This window comes from Hymenobacter sp. BT491 (assembly GCF_014349165.1).
Classification (GTDB): domain Bacteria; phylum Bacteroidota; class Bacteroidia; order Cytophagales; family Hymenobacteraceae; genus Hymenobacter; species Hymenobacter jejuensis.
In genome coordinates this window covers 357,358-379,990 of record NZ_JACSJJ010000001.1, presented here as the reverse complement: position 1 = coordinate 379,990, position 22,633 = coordinate 357,358, and the positions used below count along the sequence as shown (strand labels likewise).

The 22,633-nt window shown below is 55.0% G+C and carries 18 protein-coding genes; 13 read left to right on the top strand and 5 right to left on the bottom strand.

Going from position 1 to position 22,633, the window contains the following annotated elements; genetic code table 11:
* The first annotated feature begins 54 nt into the window (after positions 1–54).
* From H9I52_RS01665 to lysS, 4 genes are all read left to right on the top strand, one after another.
* Positions 55–819 (top strand): hypothetical protein, encoded by a 765-nt coding sequence (locus H9I52_RS01665; protein WP_316247990.1) that lies wholly within the window; start codon positions 55–57, stop codon positions 817–819.
* 324 nt (positions 820–1,143) lie between these two features.
* Entirely contained in the window at positions 1,144–3,288 is a 2,145-nt protein-coding gene (locus H9I52_RS01660) for a carboxy terminal-processing peptidase (protein ID WP_187452383.1), read from the top strand.
* 228 nt (positions 3,289–3,516) lie between these two features.
* Positions 3,517–4,554, top strand: coding sequence for a hypothetical protein (locus tag H9I52_RS01655; protein ID WP_187452382.1), 1,038 nt, complete (start codon positions 3,517–3,519; stop codon positions 4,552–4,554).
* A 152-nt stretch (positions 4,555–4,706) separates the two neighbouring features.
* Positions 4,707–6,269: a lysine--tRNA ligase gene (lysS, locus tag H9I52_RS01650; RefSeq protein ID WP_187452381.1), complete on the top strand. Its 1,563-nt coding sequence runs from the start codon at positions 4,707–4,709 to the stop codon at positions 6,267–6,269.
* A 619-nt stretch (positions 6,270–6,888) separates the two neighbouring features.
* On the opposite strand, the gene H9I52_RS01645 is transcribed toward lysS, so the two are convergent.
* Together H9I52_RS01645 and H9I52_RS23195 are read right to left on the bottom strand one after the other, a co-directional pair.
* Entirely contained in the window at positions 6,889–7,326 is a 438-nt protein-coding gene (locus tag H9I52_RS01645) for a YtxH domain-containing protein (protein ID WP_187452380.1), read from the bottom strand.
* Positions 7,327–7,490: 164 nt separating this feature from the next.
* Positions 7,491–7,925 (bottom strand): YtxH domain-containing protein, encoded by a 435-nt coding sequence (locus H9I52_RS23195; protein WP_139514435.1) that lies wholly within the window; start codon positions 7,923–7,925, stop codon positions 7,491–7,493.
* A 252-nt stretch (positions 7,926–8,177) separates the two neighbouring features.
* On the opposite strand from H9I52_RS23195, the gene H9I52_RS01635 reads away from it, so the two are divergent.
* From H9I52_RS01635 to H9I52_RS01620, 4 genes are all read left to right on the top strand, one after another.
* Positions 8,178–8,423, top strand: a complete 246-nt coding sequence (locus tag H9I52_RS01635; RefSeq protein WP_187452379.1) for a Kazal-type serine protease inhibitor domain-containing protein — start codon at positions 8,178–8,180, stop codon at positions 8,421–8,423.
* Positions 8,424–8,435: 12 nt separating this feature from the next.
* Complete coding sequence (locus tag H9I52_RS01630; RefSeq protein ID WP_187452378.1) at positions 8,436–8,804, top strand: cupin domain-containing protein; 369 nt, start codon at positions 8,436–8,438, stop codon at positions 8,802–8,804.
* Between the two features lie 141 nt (positions 8,805–8,945).
* Entirely contained in the window at positions 8,946–10,244 is a 1,299-nt protein-coding gene (locus H9I52_RS01625) for a metal-dependent hydrolase family protein (protein ID WP_187452377.1), read from the top strand.
* A gap of 308 nt (positions 10,245–10,552) precedes the next feature.
* Complete coding sequence (locus H9I52_RS01620; RefSeq protein WP_187452376.1) at positions 10,553–11,410, top strand: dienelactone hydrolase family protein; 858 nt, start codon at positions 10,553–10,555, stop codon at positions 11,408–11,410.
* Positions 11,411–11,486: 76 nt separating this feature from the next.
* Here the strand turns inward: H9I52_RS01620 and H9I52_RS01615 are convergent, their stop codons facing one another.
* The gene (locus tag H9I52_RS01615; protein WP_187452375.1) at positions 11,487–13,043 is read right to left on the bottom strand and encodes a M28 family metallopeptidase; all 1,557 of its coding nucleotides are present in this window, start codon (positions 13,041–13,043) and stop codon (positions 11,487–11,489) included.
* 236 nt (positions 13,044–13,279) lie between these two features.
* Here H9I52_RS01615 and H9I52_RS01610 point away from each other — a divergent pair, with 236 nt between their 5' ends.
* The 5 genes from H9I52_RS01610 (at position 13,280) to H9I52_RS01590 (ending at position 18,749) form a co-directional block, all read left to right on the top strand.
* Positions 13,280–15,091, top strand: coding sequence for an ABC transporter ATP-binding protein (locus H9I52_RS01610; protein WP_187452374.1), 1,812 nt, complete (start codon positions 13,280–13,282; stop codon positions 15,089–15,091).
* 116 nt (positions 15,092–15,207) lie between these two features.
* The gene (locus H9I52_RS01605) at positions 15,208–15,966 is read left to right on the top strand and encodes a DUF4272 domain-containing protein (RefSeq protein WP_187452373.1); all 759 of its coding nucleotides are present in this window, start codon (positions 15,208–15,210) and stop codon (positions 15,964–15,966) included.
* A gap of 129 nt (positions 15,967–16,095) precedes the next feature.
* Positions 16,096–17,196: a winged helix DNA-binding domain-containing protein gene (locus H9I52_RS01600; protein WP_187452372.1), complete on the top strand. Its 1,101-nt coding sequence runs from the start codon at positions 16,096–16,098 to the stop codon at positions 17,194–17,196.
* Positions 17,197–17,213: 17 nt separating this feature from the next.
* On the top strand, positions 17,214–18,035 hold the full coding sequence (locus tag H9I52_RS01595; RefSeq protein ID WP_187452371.1) for an alpha/beta fold hydrolase: 822 nt from the start codon (positions 17,214–17,216) through the stop codon (positions 18,033–18,035).
* 162 nt (positions 18,036–18,197) lie between these two features.
* The gene (locus H9I52_RS01590) at positions 18,198–18,749 is read left to right on the top strand and encodes a DUF4468 domain-containing protein (RefSeq protein ID WP_187452370.1); all 552 of its coding nucleotides are present in this window, start codon (positions 18,198–18,200) and stop codon (positions 18,747–18,749) included.
* Positions 18,750–18,869: 120 nt separating this feature from the next.
* Here the strand turns inward: H9I52_RS01590 and H9I52_RS01585 are convergent, their stop codons facing one another.
* Together H9I52_RS01585 and H9I52_RS01580 are read right to left on the bottom strand one after the other, a co-directional pair.
* Entirely contained in the window at positions 18,870–21,059 is a 2,190-nt protein-coding gene (locus H9I52_RS01585; protein ID WP_187452369.1) for a glutamine synthetase III, read from the bottom strand.
* 107 nt (positions 21,060–21,166) lie between these two features.
* Positions 21,167–22,543 (bottom strand): ammonium transporter, encoded by a 1,377-nt coding sequence (locus tag H9I52_RS01580; protein WP_222940389.1) that lies wholly within the window; start codon positions 22,541–22,543, stop codon positions 21,167–21,169.
* Positions 22,544–22,633 lie beyond the last annotated feature (90 nt).

Sequence of the window (22,633 nt, the reverse complement as noted above, 5' to 3'; positions counted from 1 at the left end):
CAACTGCTGGTATGTGTGACTGTTATTCTCCCTTTCACATAACTATCCACCCCCATGAACACCAACGATTCAATCAACCCGACGAATTCAGGCACTGGCTCAGGCGCAAACTATGGTACTGGCTCGGCCGGTAGCGGTTACGGCACAGGCAGCGAAGCCAGTTCGAGCGGCAATATGAGTAATTCTACCACCGGCGATTCTAGCTTGGCTGGTTCTACCGGTTCTACTTCTTCAAGCACTACTTCAGGTTCTAACCTGTCGGGCAGCAGCGACTCTTCTTATAGCTCAACTTCGGGCTCTACCTCGGGTGGCATGCTGACCAGCACGTTCAAAGACCGTGACAGCGCCGAGCGTGCTTACAACTCACTATCGTCGCGCGGTTACGGCAAAGACGATGTGAACTTGCTCATGTCGGATGAAACCCGCAAAAAGCATTTTGGCGATAATACTCCTGATACCGACCTAGGCGACAAGGCCATGGAAGGCGCTGGCGTAGGTTCGGCCATTGGTGGTACTGCCGGTGCCGTAATCGGCGCTATCGCGGCCATTGGTACTTCAGTAGCCTTGCCAGGCTTGGGCTTGGTGATTGCAGGCCCGATTGCAGCTGCCTTGGCAGGTGCCGGTGCGGGCGGTCTGACGGGTGGCTTAGTAGGCGCTCTAGTAGGCTCGGGCATCCCAGAAGATCATGCTGCTCAGTATGAGAGCGATATCAAAAACGGCGGCATCGTAATGGGCGTGAAACCCCGCAACGACGAAGACGCTCGTTATTTCGAAGATGAGTTCCGTCGCAACCAAGGCGACCGTGTAGCTCGTTTTTAGTAGCTGCTAAAGCCCATTAAATACAAAATGCCCTTCCCCACGGAAGGGCATTTTTGTTTATACAGAGAGGTAGAGAAAATAATTTTCAGCCGGCCAATCCACTGCATTTTCGTTTTGGCAGGATTTTTTCAAAATAGAGTACTTCCGTCGCAAATTCGGTGCAACTTAGCCTTGTGCTACTGTGCCTTTTTGCTACCGACGAAAACAGCAGGGCACTTATTTAGCCGTTGTTGGCGTTTTCAGGTAAACCGGCTCATCATGCCTTGCGTAAGCCTCAGAGCCGCTTTTACTTAAACTTGATTTTACCATCTTACTGCCATTTCCATGTCTTCCCCCCGACTCAAAATAGGCCTGTATGCCTCCTTGGTGTTGGCCGTCTTTGTGCTGGCTTCCTACAAACTGTACCGGCGCAACGACGCACGCGCACCCCAGAAAGACGAGGTACTGATTAAGGCCATGTTGCAGGGGCTCACCGTCGCGCACTACCAGCCCGAGAAGATCGACGACACCTTCTCGAAGCGCGTGTACGACTTGTATCTTAAGCGCCTAGACGTCAACAAGAAGTTCTTACTTCAAACGGACGTAGCCCAACTAGCTAAGTACCAAAACGATATCGATGACGAGGTAAAACGTGGTTCGCACGAGTTCCTCGACCTGAGCACCCAAATGGTGACGCAGCGTACCAAGGATATCCAAGCCTTGTACCGCGATATCCTGTCCAAGCCCTTCGACTTCACGACCGAAGAGTCTTTTGAGACAGAACCCGACAAGATGACGTTTGCAGCCGACAAAGCTGCCCAGCGCGAAGATTGGCGCAAGTTCCTGAAGTATCAGACCATGATCCGCGTGTCGGAGATGATGGACGAGCAGGCCAAGAAGAAAGACAAACCGCTGGCAGCTACTTCGGTAACGCCTTCTGCTGCAACTACTTCTGAGCCAATTCGCACGCCCGCCGAAATGGAAGCCGAAGCCCGCAAGCGTGTGCTAAAGTATTTCGACGACCAGTTCAACGACTTGCTCCAAAACGACGCCGACGATCGCTTAGCCGTGTATGCTAATACGATTGCTAATACATATGATCCTCATACTGAGTATTTTGCACCAAAAGACAAGGACGCTTTCGATTTGGCCATGACGGGTCGTTTTGAAGGCATCGGCGCCACGTTGCAAGAGAAGGATGGCCAGATCAAAGTAAACGACATTGTGCCCGGCAGTGCTTCTTATCGCCAAGGCGAGCTGAAAGCCGGCGACATTATTCTGCGGGTAGCGCAAGCGGCTGAAGAGCCCGTATCGGTAGAAGGCTGGCGCTTGGACAAAGCCATCACGCTGATTCGCGGCAAGAAGGGGACTGAAGTGCGCCTGACGGTCCGTAAGGCCGACGGCAGCACGAAGGTGATCCCAATTGTGCGCGACGTGGTGGTAATCGAAGAAACCTACGCGCAGTCGGCTACAATCAACGAAGGCGGTAAGAAAATCGGCTACATCAAGTTGCCGGGCTTCTACGCTGACTTCAACGAGAATGGCGGCCGCAGCAGCGCCGAAGACGTGAAGAAAGAGCTGGCCAAACTGCAACAGGAAAACGTGCAGGGCGTGGTACTTGATCTGCGCTTCAACGGCGGTGGCTCTTTGCAAGACGCCGTAGAGATGGCTGGTCTGTTTATCGACAACGGTCCTGTGGTGCAAGTAAAAGGCAGCCAAGGCGCCGCTAGCGTTCTGACCGACAAAGATCCACGCGTACAATACAGTGGCCCGCTGGTTTTGCTGGTGAATAAGTACAGTGCTTCTGCTTCCGAGATTTTGGCGGCCGCTGTGCAGGATTACAAGCGCGGCGTGGTAATGGGTACTACTACCTACGGCAAAGGCACGGTGCAGCGCATCTTCGATCTGGACGATGCTTTGCCTTCCGAGTTTAATAACTTGAAGCCTTTCGGCTCGCTGAAGCTGACAACGCAGAAGTTTTACCGGATTAACGGTGGCTCTACCCAGTTCAAAGGTGTAGTTCCGGACATCATGGTGCCCGATGCGTATGCTTTCCTCGATCAAGGCGAAAAGGAATCGGATTATCCCTTGAAGTGGGATGAAATCAGCCCCGCTCGTTATAAGACCTGGAACGACGCCCCACAAATTGCTAAGCTCAACGACAGCAGCAAGAAGCGCGTGGCTACCAACCCTAGCTTCCGGTTGATGAGCGAGATGGTACAGCGCATGGTCAAGCGCAAGAACGAAACAATGGTGTCGCTGAAGCTGGCTGCGTACCGTGCCGAGCAGCAGAAAGCCAAAGTGGAGTCCGATAAATACGAAGAGGTACAGAAGGCCGCTCAAGCGCTGGCTATTGCACCGCTGGCCGTTGATCTCAAAGCCAAAGGCAGCGATTCGGTACAAGTAAACCGTGCTTCACGCTTCGTGAAGCCTCTGAAGAAGGACATCATCCTTCACGAGGCCGTTTCGGTAATCAAAGACGAAATCTAGAGTTTCGTAGAGAAAGAAAAAGCCCTCGTGCCGTATGGCGCGAGGGCTTTTTCTTTGCTATTTCCGTTTTGACAATTAAATTAGTAAATCGACCTAGATTTCCTGTTCTAAAACAATCTGCTGTGTCATACATAAATTAATGATTATCACCATCTTATACAAGGTTAAACATGGCAAATATTTTTAGTAAATATGCAACTCAAAGCTTACTGCCCCTGTTTACTTAGCATGACAACGATAACGGAAAACAACATCTTCCCGCTCGTGACTGACGAGCAGAAGCAAGCTGAGGAAACGTGGCGCAAATCCATTCCAGCCCAGGTTTTCCTCAACTATTTCTTTGCGATCAACTACCACATCCAGGGGTACGACGATGAGGCGGGTTGTTTGCAGCATCTTCCCTATTTCCGCGCGCACCAAGCGGAGCTGACGGATACGGACGTGCAGGCCATCACAAAGCTGTTGCACGCTTGCTGGAGCACGGAGTACGCATTGCGGACCACCGCCGAGCTAGGCGACGAAGATTACCTGCGCAATGCCTTGCACTGGACTTTCCCCCAGGCTTACCACACCATCATGGCCGGTTTGCAGGGCTTTCTGTACACGACCGGGGTACGTTCTAATAATCCGTCGTTGGTGCGCCGCGAGGTAGGCCGATTGGTGGTGAAGAATGCCTATCCGCGCCCGGTGTCGTTCTATGCCGCTGGCCCGTATGGCGACTTTAGCATCCACCGTTTGCCTTTGGCCGGTTATAAGGCGGGGTTGCACATCGCGGCTAAAGAGATTGACGCTCAGGCCCAGATCGGACAGTTCTTGCGCACCACGCGCCGCATGAAAGCCCAGTGGACGCGTCAGCAGGTGCAGGCTAACCCCAACACGGCCTTGCGCAGCCAGAAGACGGGCAAGCTGCTCGACAAGTGGACCGCTTCGCACTGGCAGCAAATTACGTGGCGCTTGGGCTATACCACCATCTTCGATCTGCTAGGCCGTCTGCAAATCTCCCAGACCAGCCGTGAGATCGAGCGTTATGTGGAAGCCGAGATCGACTTCAAGCTGTTTCACCAATCGCTGCTCAACATTGTGAGCTTCCTGAATGGAATTCATGAAAGCTACATCGCGAAAGCAGTAGGTTTGGCACGATATCAGCAAATAGTAGCTGAGCTGCCTAAGCACCTGCAAAACAGCTTCGTAGCCGAGCGTTTGCGTAGCAAAGTCGAGCCGCTACTCACGGGCGAAGCTCCTACGCAGATGAACATTGCTGCTTAATAGCACTGCTTTTTCACCCACTACTGCATATAGACCTAAGCGCCGCCCCACTGGGACGGCGCTTTTTGTTTGTGGCGCCCCGTAGTGCCAATGAATCTGTTAAAATCTGCGGTTAGAGTTTACCTTTGCAGGCTTATTCAACGACACTCCCCATGCAGCACCTCAGCGAACAGGAACAGATACGCCGCCAGAAGCTGGAGGAACTTCAGAAGCTCGGCATCGAGCCGTATCCTTCCGAGCTATTCGATGTGAATTTCTACGCCCAGGAAATTCTGGACAACTACCATCCTGAACTCAACAACTTCCAGGACGTGAGTCTGGCCGGCCGGGTGATGTCGGTGCGCGTGAAAGGCAAGGCTTCGTTTGCGGAACTGCAAGACGCTTCGGGCCGCATTCAGCTCTACATCAACCGCGACGAAATCTGTCCGGGCGAAGACAAAGAGCTGTATAATACTGTGTTTAAGAAGCTGCTTGACCTCGGCGACTTCATTGGGGTAAAAGGCCGCGTCTTCGTGACGATGGTAGGCGAAACGTCTATCCACGTCACTGGTTTCACGCTGCTTAGCAAGAGCTTACGCCCGCTCCCCGTAGTGAAGGAGCGCGTCGATGAAGCTACCGGCGAGAAAATTACCTATGACGCTTTCACCGACCCCGAGCAGCGCTACCGCCAGCGCTACGTTGATCTGGTTGTTAATCCGCAGGTGCGCGACACCTTCATCAAGCGGACGCAACTGGTGCAAGCCATGCGCAACTACCTGAACGACAAAGGCTACCTAGAAGTAGAAACCCCCATCTTGCAGCCGTTATACGGCGGGGCCGCTGCCCGCCCTTTCAAGACGCACCACAACACGCTGGACATGACGCTGTATCTGCGCATTGCCAACGAGTTGTATCTCAAGCGGTTAATTGTAGGCGGTTTCGACGGCGTGTACGAGTTCTCGAAGGACTTCCGCAACGAAGGCATGTCGCGCTTCCACAACCCCGAGTTCACTCAGATGGAGCTGTACGTAGCCTACAAAGACTACTACTGGATGATGGACCTCGTGGAGGAGATGGTCGAGCGCGTGGCGATGGAGCTACACGGCAAAACGGAAGTACAAGTCGGCGAGAACCTGATCAACTTCAAGCGGCCGTGGCAGCGCTTTACTATGTACGAAGCCATCCAGCACTTTTCAGGCGTCGACATTTCGGAAATGGACGAAGCGGGCTTGCGCGAAACTGCTGCCAAGCTGCACGTGCCACTTGACCCCAGCATGGGCAAAGCCAAAATCATCGACGAGCTATTCGGCGAGCTGTGCGAGCCAAAGCTGATTCAGCCGACTTTCATCACCGACTACCCCGTCGAGATGTCGCCGCTGGCCAAAAAGCACCGCTCCAAGCCCGGCTTGGTGGAACGCTTCGAGGCGATTTGTAACGGCAAGGAAATCTGTAATGCGTTCTCGGAGCTCAACGACCCCATCGACCAGCGCCAGCGTTTTGAAGACCAGTTGGAGCTCGGCAAGCGCGGCGACACCGAAGCGATGGTGCTCGACGAAGACTTTCTGCGCGCCCTAGAATACGGCATGCCGCCCACCGCGGGCCTGGGCATCGGCATCGACCGCCTGAGCATGATCATGACTAACTCCAACTCAATTCAGGATGTGCTCTTCTTCCCGCAAATGAAGCCCGAGTACACCAAGTCGGAAAACGCGCCCAAAACGGAAGCGCCGAAGTAACCAACGGCATGGGCCTAAAAATCGAAAAGCCTCCCGCGCATGTCGCGGGAGGCTTTTCTTTTAAAAACTAACTTTTCAGCAGAAAGGAAAACGTGAAGAAACTTGCGATGGGCAAATACGATTTTGCTACCAGGTTAATTAAAACCAACCCCTGATAGAAGCTCTACCGCCGGCAATTTTACTTCGAATTACTTTCCGATCTTCTTCTAAGTCGGTTATGGCTTCTTTTACGGAGAGTGCTAAGCTAGTGTTACAAACTGAGCAACAATTTTATAACATATTTACAACTGATTGACTATCAATTATTTGTAATAACAAGCAATAACTCAGTTTATCTGAGTTGCTTGGTATACAAGCCCAGAAAAACGAAAAGCCTCCTGCGGTAATCGCAAGAGGCTTTCCTACTAATCAACTGACTTACCCTTCCAATCGGGGTACTTAGAAGAAGCTTGCGATGGACTGATACGATTTTACAAGTAGGCTAGTAAACCAAAACCTACGAGAAGCTCTATCACTCGGCAATTTTACTTCTGAAACCTCGCCGATTTTCTTTCAAGTCGGTTGTGAAGTGGTTTACGAAATCGGAAGACGAGGGTTGCAAATCCCCGAAAAACTTATGCTACAAACCTTGGCCGTAGCTGCTGGCGCCTGGGCGCCCGAGGCCTCCGTCGGGAGCGTCGTCGCCACCTACGTCGCTGAGGCTGGTGCCGCTAGGCGATTGGGTGGAGGCGATGCTGCGGTCGTCGGGGCTGGTGACGGGTTCGGCGCCGTGGTGGGAGCCCGTACCGGTATCGCCGGCCATGGACTGGAGCACTTCGTCGGCGGCCGATTGCCCGGCGGGCTGTTGGTCGCCGGTGGCGTTGCCTTTGAGGTCGTTTACGCGGGCGAGGCCGTCTTTGAGCAGCTTGCTGAGGTCGTCGCCGAGCTTAGCAGCCGATTTTTTGAGGCCGCTGCGGGTTTCGTCGCCGGTTTCGGGCGCCAGCAACAAGCCAGCAACGATGCCAGCCGTTGCGCCGGCGAGCAGGGAGAGAATTACTTTGCCACTGTTGTCTTTCATAGTAGGTAAGCGTGAAAAGGATGGAAGCGTTGGAAGAAAGCCAACTTGTTGTGCTTGGCTGTTGGTGTACTAACGGCTCGGCCGGAAACAGGGTTGAAGAAAAAAGCCTTTCTCAAGTATGAGAAAGGCTTTTTATCAGTCATCTTTTAAAAAGGTCACACGACTTACAAGTCGTTCAGGATCTTAGTGATTTCCTTTTTGCCTTTGCCAAGCTTTTGTTGCAGACGGCCCAAAAGGTCGTCCTCTTGGCCTTCCACGTAGTTCAGATCATCGTCGGTGAGCTGGGCATACTGCTGACGCAATTTGCCTTTGGCCTCGTCCCAGCTGCCTTTCAGCTTGAGGCCGCTGCCAGCACCCGTAATACCCAGATCTTCAAGCTTTTCCATGTAGCCTTTGAATTGGGTATCGAGTTGCTCGCCGTATTTGGAAAGCTGCTCGCCGAGTTGGCCGCTATATTTGGTGGCTGCGTTTTTCAGATTGTCGCGGGTAGCTTTGCCTTTGTCGGGGGCCATCAGCATACCGGCAATGATGCCAGCACCGGCACCAGCAAGAGCGGCGAGAAGGATTTTACCCGAGTTGTCTTCTTCGTGATACGACATGTTAGTAAATGGGGAGAAAGTGGAGGATGAAACAATAGTGTAGCGGCGGTTCTGCCAACGGAGCAGGTAACCAGCAAGCTGTGTGGGCTTGCTTTTAGCCGGTCTGCCTGCCTATACGAAGCACGGCGGCCGGGGTTTTGGGAGTAAGCTAAAAATAGTTGAAGTAAAATATATACGCAAGATTGCCACAGGCGGCTAGCCGCCCGTATTTCCAACTGATCTGCCCATCAGCACCCATTTTTGCCTTTTCGTATGAAACCTACTTTCCTTGCCTCCCTGCTATTGCTGAGCGCTGCTTGTAGCCGCCCTGCGCAGCCGGCCGCCACGGCCAAAACGACCTGCATCGACGCCAGCAAGATTCGCACAGACGCCATTTGCACCATGCAATACGACCCCGTTTGTGGCTGCGACGGCAAAGTATACAGCAACGCGTGCGTAGCCACCAACGCCGGCGTTACTTCTTTCACCAAAGGCGAATGCCCCACCAAAACCAACTAACTCCTGTTCCTGATGTCCGAAAAACGATATTTCCGCCAGCAAAATCCTTTCCGCGTTCCCACCACCGACGGCAAGCTGATCGAAGAGCACATTGGCCTTGCCAGCACGCACACCGGCGCGTACAGCGTGGCGCACATGGTAGCGCCGCCGCAGTGGGGCGAACCGCACCAAACGCCTGAATTTGATGAGGTTACGATTGTGGTGCGCGGCCGCAAACGCTTCGAAGTCGACGGCGACGTAATTGAGCTTACGGCCGGCGAATCGCTGCTGATCAAAGCCGGCGCGCGGGTGCAATATTCCAACCCCTTCGACGAAGAAGTGGAATATTGGTCAATCTGCGTGCCTGCCTTCAGCCCCGATACCGTAAATCGAGAGGAATAACTTCTTGATTATCAGAACAATACAAGCCCAACCGAGCCGGTTGGGCTTTTTGCTGCGATCGGGCGTTCGTTGTGCAGCTAAGAACACAGGCGTAGCTTTAAAAGCACGTACTCATCACCATTCGAAATCAAGCCTTTCTTCATGAAACTTAAGTTACTGATAATCATTGCATTGTATTTTTCGCTTTGCAACGCGGCGCAAGCGCAGTCGAAGCTCAAAGCCATCAAAGCCGGCCGTCTGGTCGATGTGGTAAAAGGCACGGTGCTCACCAACCAGATCATCCTCATCGACAACGATAAAATAGTGGACGTGGGCCCCTCGCTGGCGATTCCGCAGGGCGCCGAGGTAATCGATTTGAGCAACGCCACGGTGCTACCCGGCCTGATCGATTGCCACACGCACCTCTCCATGACGCCCGGCGATAATTATTACGAAGACATTTTCCGCAAAACTGCCATTGACAAGGCAGTAGTAGCCCACCTCAACACCCAGCGCACCCTGGCGGCAGGCTTTACGATGGTGCGCGACTTGGGCGGCAGCGACCTGATAGACGTGTCGTTGCGTAACGCCATCAACGCGGGTACTATTCCCGGTCCGCGCATGCTGGTGGCTACGTTTGCGCTCAGCGCCACGGGCGGCCACGGCGACCTGACGGGCTTTTCGCCAGAAATTGACTGGAGAACAAACAAAGACTACACCGGCATTGCCGACGGCCCCGACGAGATTCGCAAGCGGGTGCGCAACAACGTAAAATTCGGCGCCGACTGGATTAAAATTCACGCTACGGCGGGCGTATTGAGCGAAGAAGGCAGCGCCGGGGCGGCTCTCTATTCGCTGGAGGAAATGAAAGCGGCCGTGGACGAAGCGCATCGCTGGGGCAAAAAAGTAGCCGCCCACGCCCACGGTGCGGAGGGCATCAAGCTGGCGGTGCTGGCTGGCGTCACGAGCATTGAGCACGGCAGTCTGCTCGACGATGAGGATATTAAGCTGATGAAGAAAAACGGCACTTGGCTCGTCTCCGACATCTACGACGACGATTACATCCTGTCGGAATATGCCAAGAAGGGCTATCCCGCCAAGATCATCGAGAAGGAGCGCTCGGTGGGCAAATTGCAGCGCGAGAACTTCCAAAAAGCCGTAAAAGCCGGCGTGAAAGTCGCCTACGGCACCGATGCCGCCGTGTATCCGCACGGCTGGAACGCCAAGCAGTTCTTTTACATGGTGAAATTTGGCCTCACGCCGATGCAGGCGATCCAATCGGCTACGCTCAACGCCGCCGACCTGCTGGAATGGAAAGACCGCACCGGCTCCATCACCAAAGGCAAGCTCGCCGACATCGTAGCCGTGGAGGGCAACCCACTCGACGACATCACGATTCTGGAAAAGGTGAAGTTCGTGATGAAGGAAGGCTCGGTGTACAAAAACGAGATGGCCAAATAAGCTGGAGCTAAAAAGCTAGCTCCCCTCCTTATTTTCGAGGAGGGGTGGCCGCAGGCCGGGGTGGTCAGCTAGAACTAGAAGGTTAATGTTAGAAACCCAGCGGTCATGCAGAGCGGAGCGAATCATCTCTGCCGCTTCGTTGGATTACTAACCAGTAGAGATGCTTCGGCTGCGCCTCTGCATGACTTTCTACATAAACAACGCCTTTTACCACCCCCAACCCCTCCTTAAAAAAGGAGGGGAGCTAGCTTTTTAGTAGTAGATTTAGCTAGAACACACCTCTCCACTCTTCCCAATCATATCTAGCTATGGATCAGCGCATTATCAATCTTTTCGACGAATATACCCACAAGCCGCTAACGCGTAAGGAATTCATGGAGCGGTTGGTGAAACTGACTGGCGGCATGGCGCTGGCCATGTCGGCGTTGGCCGTGCTGGACCCTGGCTACGTCAAGGCCGCGACCATCCCCGAGGACGACAAAGACCTCGTGGCGGAAGACGTAACCTGGCCCGGCGACGACACCACCATGAAAGGCTACTTAGTGCACCCCAAAGGCCATAAGAAGCGCGGCGCAGTGGTGGTAATTCACGAAAACCGCGGGCTTACGCCCCACATCAAAGACGTAACGCGCCGCGTGGCGAAAGCCGGGTACCTAGCGTTGGGTGTCGATGCGCTCTCCCCTTTCGGCGGCACGCCCGCCAACGAAGACGAAGGACGCACAATGATTGGCAAGCTCGACCCACAGCAGAACCTCAGCAACTACGTTCGGGCCCTCGAATACCTGCGCAACCGCAAAGACAGCAATGGCAAAACCGGCTGCGTGGGCTTTTGCTGGGGCGGCGGCCTCGCCAACCAGCTCGCCGTGCACGATTCCAAGCTCAATGCTGCCGTGGCCTACTACGGTCAGCAGCCCAAAGCCGAAGACGTCCCGCTAATCAAATCGGCGGTCATGCTCCACTACGGCGGCCTCGACGAGCGCATCAATGCGGGCATCCCGGCCTACGAAGCGGCCCTGAAAGCCGCCGGCGTGCGCTACGAGCTGTATGTGTACGAAGGAGTTAATCATGCCTTCAACAACGACTCATCGCCGGCGCGCTACAATGCGGAAGCAGCCAAACTGGCCTGGGAACGGACGCTACGGTTGTTTCACGAGCAGTTGGGGTAGCAAAAGACCGCTCCAATCACAAACGCCCCGCTAGTCTTGGAACCAGCGGGGCGTTTGTGTTTATGCTCAGCTTGACTTACGACTTGGGCTGCGGCATGGCTTTGCGCGGCAGTTTCTGGTCGCGCATGGCGGTGTTGTACACGAATGAGGCGACGATCACCGAAGCCTGCTTGAGGTCGTCGGGTTGCAGGCGCTCGTAGGTATCCATGTTGGTGTGATGGGTGCGCGTGCCGTAATCGAGGCCATCCTGAATAAACTGGAAACCCGGCAAGCCAATGGCGTCAAAAGACAAGTGGTCGGTGCCGCCGGTGTTGCGGGGCGTAATAGTAGTCGCGCCGAGGTCGGCGAAGGGTTGCAGCCATGCCGTGAAGATTGGCGCAACTGCTTCATTGCCTTGCAGATAGATACCGCGGATTTTGCCGGTGCCGTTGTCGAGGTTAAAATAGCCCGCCAGCTTCTCATGATCCGGCAGCATCTTCATGGTGGCGGGGTCGCCGAAGTGGTTTTTCACGTAGTTTTTCGAGCCGTGCAGGCCTTCTTCCTCCTCACCCCACAAGGCAATCCGGATGGTGCGCTTCGGCTTGACGTTCAGGGCTTTCAGGATGCGTACCGCCTCCATCATCACGGCGCAACCGGCGGCATTGTCGGTGGCGCCAGTGGCGGCGTGCCACGAGTCGAGGTGGCCGCCCAGCATCACGATTTCGCTTTTGAGCTTGCGGTCGGTGCCGGGAATTTCGGCGATGACGTTGTAGCCCTTCAAATCCTGCGTTTGAAACTTGGTGATGGTTTCCATCTCCACTTCCACCGGAATGCCGCCTTCCACCAGCCGAATCATGCGCAGCTGATCTTCGGGAGCCATTTCAATTTCGGGCAGCACAGGCTTAGCGTCGGCGGCGTAAGGCGCGCCGTTGCTGGTGAAAAACGTACCGTCGGAGCCGCCGCGGGGGTTGCTCAACACGGCGGAGGCACCTTCGCTCATCAGGAACTCCGTGATTTTACCGCGCAGCGCGATGCGGGCGCGGTAAGCAGCCATGGCATCGTCGGAGAGAGCCGGGCGAGCCGACGGGCCTGCCGTGGCGGCCGTCATTTTCTGCAATTCCTCGTCGGTGTAGCGCTTAGCATCCGGTTCAAAACCTGCCTTGGGCGGCGAGGTCACTTCCGTGATCACGATTTTATCACGCAGCTGGCCTTTGTATTTGTCGAGATCGGTTTCTGCGGCGGCTTTCACGTACACAACCTGCTTCTTGATGGGGCCGCTGGTGGAAGGCGTCCAGGCTTTCGGCGCCCCGATCATGGCATGGTAATACGGCTTGGTCATGGCCACGTACGACTTCTCAATGTCCCAGCCACGACCAAAATCGCCCCACGGCTCGATGTTGGCATTAACCAAGCCCCACTTGGTGAGCTGCGTTTTGGTCCATTGGTTGGCGCGCTGCAAGCCTTCGGAGTTGGCGAGACGCGGGCCACAGACATCGGTGAGGTAAAAGGCCGTTTCCATTACTTTGGAGCGGTTCAGGCCTTCGTCTTTGATCTTGGCAATCATGGCCTGATCGACTTTTTCGGCCTGTTGGGCCACGGCCGGCGCACTGGCCGCCAAGCTGCCGGCTAGCGCTAGAAATGCTAATTTGTTCATCCAGAAGATATTGAAGGATCAGAAGATTTTCTTGCCTTAAAGAAACAGGAAAAGCCGTTGGGTTTCACATTCTTTCTGAACACCGAGCTTTCTGTAAGCCACGACGGCTGAATATTATTTCGCTTCGTGCGTTCGCCATGCGCAGCGCAGCCTGCCCTCCTTCATACACCCCCGAATAAACCCCACTCCCACTGCTCACGTCTAACAAGGTGCCGCTTCATCAATCCGCACCTGTTATGAGTCTTTGGGAAATCATTCGCCGACTTTACCCCTACGTTCTTCCTTATAAGCGATTAGTAATCAGCACGTTGCTCCTGACGCTAGTGGGCTCGCTGGCGGCGCAGGTCAACCCGTTTGTGTTGCGCTACACCGTAGACACGGTGCAAGGCCTACTCGACGCCCACAAAGGGCTCGCACAAGGCCTTGATTTACTGATAGTTGTGAGTGCGCTGCTGCTGGGCAAGGAAATAGTGAACACGTTTATCCAGTTCGGGCAGAAGTTTTATGGCGAGAAAATTCGCATCAACGTGTCGAGCACGCTCTCGCAGGACGCGATTCATAAGCTGCTGGGCTATCAGTTAGGGTTTTACTCCGAAAGCGGCAACCAGACTGGCAAGCTCCAAACCCGCATCGACCGCGGCGTTGAAAGCCTGATGAAGCTGGTGCAAAACTTCTTTATCGACATTCTGCCGCTGTTTGCCAATGCCGTGGTAGCCTTGGTTATCATGTTCACGGCCAACGTGTACGTGGGGCTGGTGGCGCTATTTATTCTGCCGATCTATTTCTGGATCAGCTACCGACAGGCCGATAAGCTCAACGGCACGCGCCGGGCGTTGCGCAGCCTGCGTGAGCAGAAAAGCCAAGGCTTGGTCAACCTCATCGATTCGGCAGTAGTCATTAAAAGCTTCGTGCGCGAAGACTACGAGGAGGAAAAGCAGAATCAGCTGCAACAGAACCTTCAAGAAGCCCAGCTTCAGACGCGCAAAACCAACTTCCTCTACGACGGCCTCAAAACCTTTGTGGAGCAGGTCGGTGTGGTGCTTATCATCATCCTGACGGCCTATCTTGTGCTCGACCGGCAGATTTCGATCGGGGCCATCATGTTCCATATTCTGCTGTTTAACAACGTATCGGCGCCCATCCGGCAGCTGCACCGCATCTACGACGAGATGAACGAAGCCCTTACCTATTCGGAAGGCTTTTTCGACATCCTCGACGCAGACGACGCCAAAGAAGCAACCGGCCCTATCCAGCCCGATCAGGTGCGCGGCACATTCGAGATCTGCAACGTCGATTTTACCTATCCCAGTGGCACACAGGCCCTTTATGATGTATGCCTGACCATAGAAGAAGGCAAAACCACGGCGCTGGTGGGCCTGAGTGGCGCGGGCAAAAGCACCATCATCAATCTGCTCTGCAAGTTCTACGAGCCCGACCGCGGCAAAATGCTGCTCGACGGCCGCCCGCTCGCCGATTACGACACGCACGCCCTGCGCCAGCGCATCGGGTTGGTGCTCCAGAAAAACCACATTTTCAAAGGCACCATCGAAGAAAACATTCGCTACGGCAACATGCACGCGACGTTTGAGGAAGTGGTCGAAGCCGGCAAGCAAGCCTATCTGCACCAGCAGATTATGGAATTACCTAAACAGTATCAGTCAGATGCTCAACAACTTAGCGGTGGTCAGCAGCAGCGCATCGCCATTGCGCGGCTGTTCCTGAAAAACCCACCCATCATCTTCCTCGACGAGCCCACCGCTTCCCTCGACGCCATCGCGACGGAGCAAATCAAGAACTCGCTCGATGCCATCAAGCAGGGCCGCACGGTGGTCATCATCTCCCACAGCCTCGCCCAAATCGTGGATTCCGACTGCATCTACGTCATGAAGCAGGGCCGCATGGTGGAAAGCGGCACCCACGACGAGCTTTACGACATGAAAGGCACCTACCGCGAAATTTTTGACGCCTCCGCCCGCAGCCTGAATATCGAGAAAATTGCGCGCGTGATGGCCGACGATGGCGATGAGGTAATGGATACGGCGGGGTAAGGGAAATTCTTTGTTATAGCGGCAAAGTGAGGTGATTGTGCGTCTGGAGCAGATTGATAAGTTTGTAGACTACGGCAAAACCGCGTGTTGCCTGCTTCTCAAACTGTCATTTAAAAATGCTCAGAATTTCTTCCCTTCTTCTAGCTACTGGTCTTTTCTCTTGCAGTAGTTATAGTAATGCCAAAGCTTCGTCGGAAGATAAAATACCAGTAGAAAACATTGTTCCTACTAAAGATCAAAAAGACAGACGAATGCAATCTGAGGCTTATTGTAAAGCTCACGGTATTCCTGTTTACACAAACCCAAATTCACTATTCGTCGATTCAGAGGCAGAGGCATCTTTCCGCACGAAAGATGAAGTAGTTGATAGGGCCTTGGCGCTGTGCTACATCGGCTTAAAAAGCGAAGGGCTTGAGCAGCGTTACTTGGCAAAAATGGATGCGGACTTTCACATCTCTTCCAAGCTGACGCCAACCGAGCAAGGATATGCAAGGGCAAAGCGGCCGACCGAACAGCAGAAAACCGACGCCGGTTGGCGCTACGAAAGCTTACACGTCATGCTGTGGGCGTTAGGCTTTGTCGACACCTTGAGCTATCCCGATCGCATGTGTAATGTGGCCAGTGACGTGAAAATCATTCATGACTTATCTGAGAATGATTTTCGTGAAAAAGCTAAGCTGAGAAGCAAAAAGGAAATTCTCGACCAAGCAGATTTAATACTGAGGCTGAATTGGGCGTGCACCGATGCGAGAATGAAGCAAAAACCAAATCCGGGTAATCTCGACCGAGGGGTGGTATTTGAAAGACATTATTCCTTTAATTGGCTCATCAAGTATATGGACCAAGAATGGGATGACGTCACGACCGACACCTGAGCCACTCTGCCCTGAGCATACACCGCCTGTCGCTTCTCACTGTTGACTAATGCTACCAAACCAGCGAGCCAACAGCGTTACTTTCAATGACCCAACTGCCGCAAATCGTGCACCTCGATAATACGCTGCATGAACGCTCTCGATATTGCCCAACTCCGCCTTGCTAACCATCAGCTTACCGCGCCGCGATTTACTGGCCCCGCGGAAGTAGCGGCTTGGTTTGGCGCCCTTCAGGCGCAGGACTATGCGCAGGCTAAATGGGCGCTTGGCATAAGGGTGCCGGGAGCTACTGAGGAGACTATTGAGCAGGCATTTGCCGATAAATCCATCGTCCGTACCTCGTTGCTGCGAGGCACGCTGCATGTAGTGGCGGCGGCCGATATTCGTTGGCTGCTCACCTTAGTGGGGCCGCGCAGAATTGCCGCCTGCGCAACATTGTATAAGAAGGAGGCGCTTGACGACGCCACCTTTGATCGTTGTAAAGATTTGTTAATCAACTCATTGCAGGGAGGCAATCAGCTAACCCGCGAGGAATTATCCGGCGTGTTTGGGCAAGCGGGCATTGAGGCCACCGGCTTTCGTTTGTCGCACATCATCCAGAGAGCAGCTTTCTCGCAGCTGCTTTGCTACGGCACTCGGCGAGGCGCCAGCCCGACTTTCACCTTACTGGATGAGTGGATTGCCCCGTCCCAGCCCCTAGGTCGGGAAGAGGCACTGGCGGAGTTGGCCAAACGGTATTTTACCAGCCACGGCCCGGCCACGCTGCCAGATTTTGCCTGGTGGTCGGGTCTGACGCTCAAGGAGGCCAAGCAAGGCCTGGAGCTGAACAAGGCCGTTTTGGTCTGCGAAACCCTGGATGGAGAAACTTATTGGCTTTCACTCGCTACTCCTACACCGCAGCCGCAGGTTACTGACACGCACCTATTGGCCGGTTTCGATGAGTATGTGTTGGGCTACCGCAACAGAAGTATCTGTCTACCTGAAGCTTACACACGACAAGTGATTACGGTAAACGGCATTTTCAATCCGACCATTGTGCAGAACGGGCGGGTGCTCGGCACGTGGGCACGAATGCACAAAAAAGACAGCGTGGTGGTCACTAAGAAGCTTTTCGGGCCTGTGAGCCAAGCTACCGATCAGGAAATCCAGACTGCTGCCGAGCGCTACAGCCACTTCGTGCGCAAGCCGTTGGTAGTTGCCGAAAACGGTTTTGCAGACCAAGGCTTATAAGGCATTACCTTGGTTTTATGAAACGCCACTTGCTGTTCTTTTCGCTTCTGCTGCTTTGCCAATGGGCTGTGGCTCAGACAGTACCCTATGGCAACAACCCTGCCGCCGGCAAGTACGCTACCGTGCGCGGCGTGAAGCTGTACTACGAAGCGTATGGCACCGGCCCGCCCCTGCTGCTTTTGCACGGCAATGGCGGCAGCAGCAAGGACTTTCAGAAAACCATTCCCTACTTCGCCAAGCGCTACCGCGTCTTGGCCCTCGACAGCCGGGCCCACGGCAAATCCGTGGATCGCGCCGATTCCTTGAGCTTCGAGATGATGGCCGACGATTGTGCCGCGTTGCTCGCCCAATTGCGCCTCGATTCGGCCTATGTGCTGGGCTGGAGCGACGGCGGCATTACGGCGTTGCTGCTGGCCTTGCGCCACCCCGAGAAGGTAAAAAAGCTGGCCGCCACCGGCGCCAACCTCTGGCCTGATTCCACGGCGCTCATGCCGGAACTGTGGCAACAAATGAAGCGCGGCTACCAGGAAGGCAAAAGCCAAAAGTTCACCGACCCCACCCGCAAAAACGACTGGAAGGTATTCCTGCTCGATTGGAACCAGCCGCACGTGCCGCTGTCGGCGCTGGGCCGCATCAAGGCGCCTGCTTTTATCATTGCCGGCGATCACGACGTAATTCGGCCCGAACACACCGTAGCCATTTACCAGAATCTGCCCCGCGCTTGGCTCTGGATTGTGCCCAACAGCGGCCATGCCACGCTACGGGAGCACGCCGCTGCGTTTAACAGCAAGGTGGACGAGTTTTTCAGAGCCCGATCTATCTTGGCGCCCGCGCGGTAACGCCGCCCCCGATTATTATCGTGAATTGGGCGCGTAATTTGTGGCCATTAAGTATGTACAACCAATGCCTCGTCCACCACGGGCAGCGATCTACCTCCTTGGCACTTCTGTCGTATACTGTTACTTCCGTTTTGGTTCCACCCCGTACCCAAACCCCACCCCATGAAAGTTTTACTTATTCTCTGGCTTGCCCTGCTCGGCAGTGCGGCCAGCGCTCAGCAGGTGCCTTATACTTTCTCGATTTTACCCCTCGACAACGCCACACATAAAGTAGTATACACGGCGGTAGTGCCCGTAGCCGATGCGTCGAAAGACCAATTGTTCTCGCGGGCGCAGGAATGGTCGGCGCAGCAGGTGCGCGATTATAAGGCCACGGAACTTCGGAACAATCAGGAAGTGGGCGTCGTCCGGACGCGGATTACGCGCAAAAAAGGGCAGGAAGCTTACACGTATGCAGTGTCCGTTTCGGTGAAAGACGGATTTTATAAGTACTTGATTACCAATATATTATATACAGAACCCGATTATCTCCGTGTGGGCAAATACAGCACTGGCCCTACTACCACCAGCATCGAAAAAATCGTGTACACCCGGCCTAGCAAGTACCGCGACCAGAAGCTAACCGAAGTAGATGCACACGCAAAAAAAATCATCAACGACCTGATTCAGACCATGTTGCACAAGCCCACCGACGACTTGGCAACCCAATGGTAAGGACCTAGCTATCGTTGAGCTGCTGCGCTAGATCTTCCAACCTTGCATGCCGAGCGCAACCGAAGCACCTCTCTCCCACTTCGGCTGCGTTAGGCATAAGGCATTGGTTATTAAGCTCTTTTAGTGCCTGAATAGCAATTCGCGGTATTTCACCAAAGGCCAGTCTTCATCGGCCACCATCAATTCCAGTTTATCCACGGCACGGCGGATGACGTCGAACCGATCGCGAATGGTTTCGCAATAGGCTACGGCGCGCTCGTGCGTGTCTTCGATCTTGTTGGCCACTTTCCGGCTTTCCACCATCGCGTCTACTTCCGTCTTGATGGTGGACACGTAGCGCGAAATGGCCTTGATGGTATCCAGGGTCACGTTGGTATGGTCGCCGTCGAGGCCAATCTCGCGTAGGCCGCACACGTTGTTAATGAGCTTGGTCTGGTAGGCAATGGCCGTCGGGATGATGTGATTGATGGCCAAATCGCCCATCGTGCGGCCTTCGATCTGAATTTTTTTGATGTAGTCTTCCAGCAGAATCTCGTGGCGGGCGTGTAGCTCGACGTGCGTCAAGATATGATGGCGTTCGAATAACGCGGCTGCATCTTCCCGAATGAGCGCGTCCAAGGCATGGGGCGTCGTAGGCACATTGGCGAGGCCGCGCTTCGCTGCTTCTTCCTTCCATTCATCCGAATAGCCATTGCCCTCGAAGCGTACATTTTTAGAAGAAATCACGTAGTCGCGGAGCACTTCCACAATGGCGACTTCCTTCTTTTTGCCCTTCTCAATCAGGCCGTCAACGGTGGCTTTAAAATCGATCAATTGATCGGCGACGATGGCGTTGAGTGTGGTCATGGCCGAGGAGCAGTTGGCCGAGGAGCCCACGGCGCGGAACTCGAACTTGTTGCCCGTGAAGGCGAAGGGCGAGGTGCGGTTGCGGTCGGTGTTGTCGAGCAGGATGGCCGGGATCTTGTCGATGCCCAGCTTGAGGTAGATGTTGTCGCCCTTGTCCAGGGGCAGCTTGGCCGTGCGCTCCAGCTCGTCCAGGACCGAGTCCAGCATCGAGCCCACGAACACGCTCATGATGGCCGGCGGCGCTTCGTTGGCCCCCAGGCGGTGGTCGTTTGAAGCCGACGCGATGCTGGCCCGCAACAGCTCACCGTAGCGGTGCACGGCCTTGATCACATTCACAAAAAAGGTCAGGAATTGCAGGTTTTCCTTCGGCCGACCGCCAGGCGCGAGCAAGTTGACGCCCGTGTCGGTGCTCATGGCCCAGTTGTTATGCTTGCCCGAACCGTTGATGCCTGCAAAGGGCTTTTCGTGCAGCAAGATCTTAAAGTTGTGCCGCTCTGCCACTTTGCCCATCAAATCCATCAGGAGCTGGTTGTGGTCGACAGCTAGGTTGGCGTCTTCGAAAGTCGGGGCGCACTCAAACTGGTTGGGCGCCACTTCGTTGTGGCGCGTGCGCAGCGGAATACCCAACTTAGTAGCCTCTTCCTCGAATTCGAGCATAAAAGCATGCACCCTACTTGGTATCGAGCCAAAGTAGTGATCCTCAAGCTGTTGACCCTTGGACGGCGCATGCCCAAACAGCGTGCGGCCGGTCATGACCAAATCGGGGCGGGCGTCGTAGAGGGCTTTGTCCACGAGGAAGTATTCCTGCTCGATGCCCAGCGTGGTGTGCACGCGCTGCACGTCTTTGTCGAAGTAGTGACAGACATCGACGGCCGCTTTTTCAAGCACAGCCAGCGACTTGAGCAGCGGCGCTTTGTAGTCGAGCGCTTCGCCGGTGTAGGCCACGAAAATCGTGGGAATACACAGCGTTTTCGCCCCTGCCGTCTCCAAAATAAAAGCTGGTGACGTGGGGTCCCAGGCCGTGTAGCCGCGGGCTTCGAAGGTGTTGCGGATGCCGCCGTTGGGGAACGACGAAGCGTCGGGCTCCTGCTGCACCAGCGCCGAGCCTTTGAACTTGTCGATGGCCTTGCCTTCGCCGTCGAGGTCGAAGAATGAATCGTGTTTTTCGGCGGTGGCGCCGGTCAGCGGCTGGAACCAGTGCGTGTAGTGCGTAGCACCTTTGGCCAGGGCCCAAGCTTTCATGCCCGCTGCCACGGCATCAGCCAGATCCGAATCGATGGCGTGGCCTTGCTTGATGGTGGCCTGCAATTTTTTGAATGCCGAGCCAGACATGGAAACGCGCATGGCTTCGGTGTTGAATACGTTTTTGCCGAAGCTGGCGGACCGGCTTTCGGTAGCTGGAACAACTAAAACCGGCTTGCGATGATCGACCAGTTCCAGCGCTTTGAAGCGCAAAATTGACATGGAGAGAAGTCCCGTAAGTGAAGGATGGACAATAAAACCGAGCCGGGTAGAAGAGCGCACCGCGTCCGCAACGCGCCCTTCTACTGAGTCGGGCAATTAGGCAAAGGCTACGAAACCAACTCTTTGCGATAGGTTTTCTCGAATTCTTCGTCGACGTGATAGGTCGATTCTTCGTGCTGGCTCAGGTCGAGGCCCAGCTCTTCGTCAGCGTCTTTTACCCGCAGGCCAAACAGCATGTCGGTGAGCTTCAGCAGCACCCAGGAAACGCCAAACGTATAGGCAATCACGATCACGAGACCCAGCAGATGGTAGCTGAACACGGTGGTGCTGCCATGCACCAAGCCTACTTTCGCCGCAAATACGCCCGTCAGGATCATGCCTACGATGCCACCCAGGCCGTGGCACGGGAACACGTCCAGCGTGTCGTCGATGCGCGTACGGCTGTTTTTCCAGTGCACACCCATAAAGCTGACACCAGCGCCCACCATCCCGATCAGGATGCTTTGGCCATAATCGACGTAGCCGGCGGCCGGCGTGATGGCCACCAAGCCTACCACGGCCCCGATGCAGGCGCCCATGGCCGTCGGCTTGCCGCCGCGGGCTACTTCAATCAGCATCCAGGCCAGCAGCGCGGCAGCAGAAGCCAAGTTGGTGTTGACGAAGGACAGCGCGGCCGTTTCGTTGGCCCCCAAGGCCGAGCCCGCGTTGAAGCCAAACCAGCCGAACCACAGCAGGCCCGTACCCAAGAGCACAAACGGCACATTCGGCGTCGAGAAAGAGGTGCCGCGGTGTGCTTTGCGGGGCCCTAGTACCAGTGCTCCAGCCAGCGCTGCCACGCCCGCCGAGATGTGCACCACAGTGCCACCGGCAAAGTCGAGCACGCCCCACTTGCGCAAAAAGCCATCGGGATGCCAGGTCCAGTGCGCCAGCGGGCAATAAATAAACAGGCAAAACAGGACGATAAACGCCAGATAGCCTTTGAAGCGCACGCGTTCGGCGAACGAGCCGGTGATCAGCGCCGGCGTGATGATGGCAAACTTAAGCTGAAACGCGAAAAACAAAATCAGCGGGATCGTGGGCGACAAAGCCGGGCTAGGTGCGGTTCCAACGTTCCGCAGCATCAGGAATGTCAGAGGGTTGCCGATGAGGCCGTGCCACGAGTCGCCGTAGGCCAGCGAGAAGCCCACGAAATACCACAGAATGGAGATAACTCCCAGTGCCACAAAGCTTTGCAACATGGTAGATATCAGGTTCTTAGGCCGCACCATGCCGCCGTAGAAAAACGACAGACCCGGCGTCATGAGCAGCACAAAAGCCGAAGCGGTTAGCATCCAGGCGATGTCGGCGGCGTTGAGGTCGGTGGGCGCGGCCGCCGACGGATGCGGCATGGGCACAAAAGCCGCAATGCCGCTCAGCACGAATAACACGAGCAGCGTGAGCGTGCCGTAATTCATTTTGGTGGTGGAAGGAAGCGTGTTTTCCATGGGAGAGTAATCGTTTTAATTCAACCTTCTTTGTTTAAATGAAAAGCCAAGCAGCTGACAGGCCGCTTTTGCAGCGGACGCCCAAGCGCG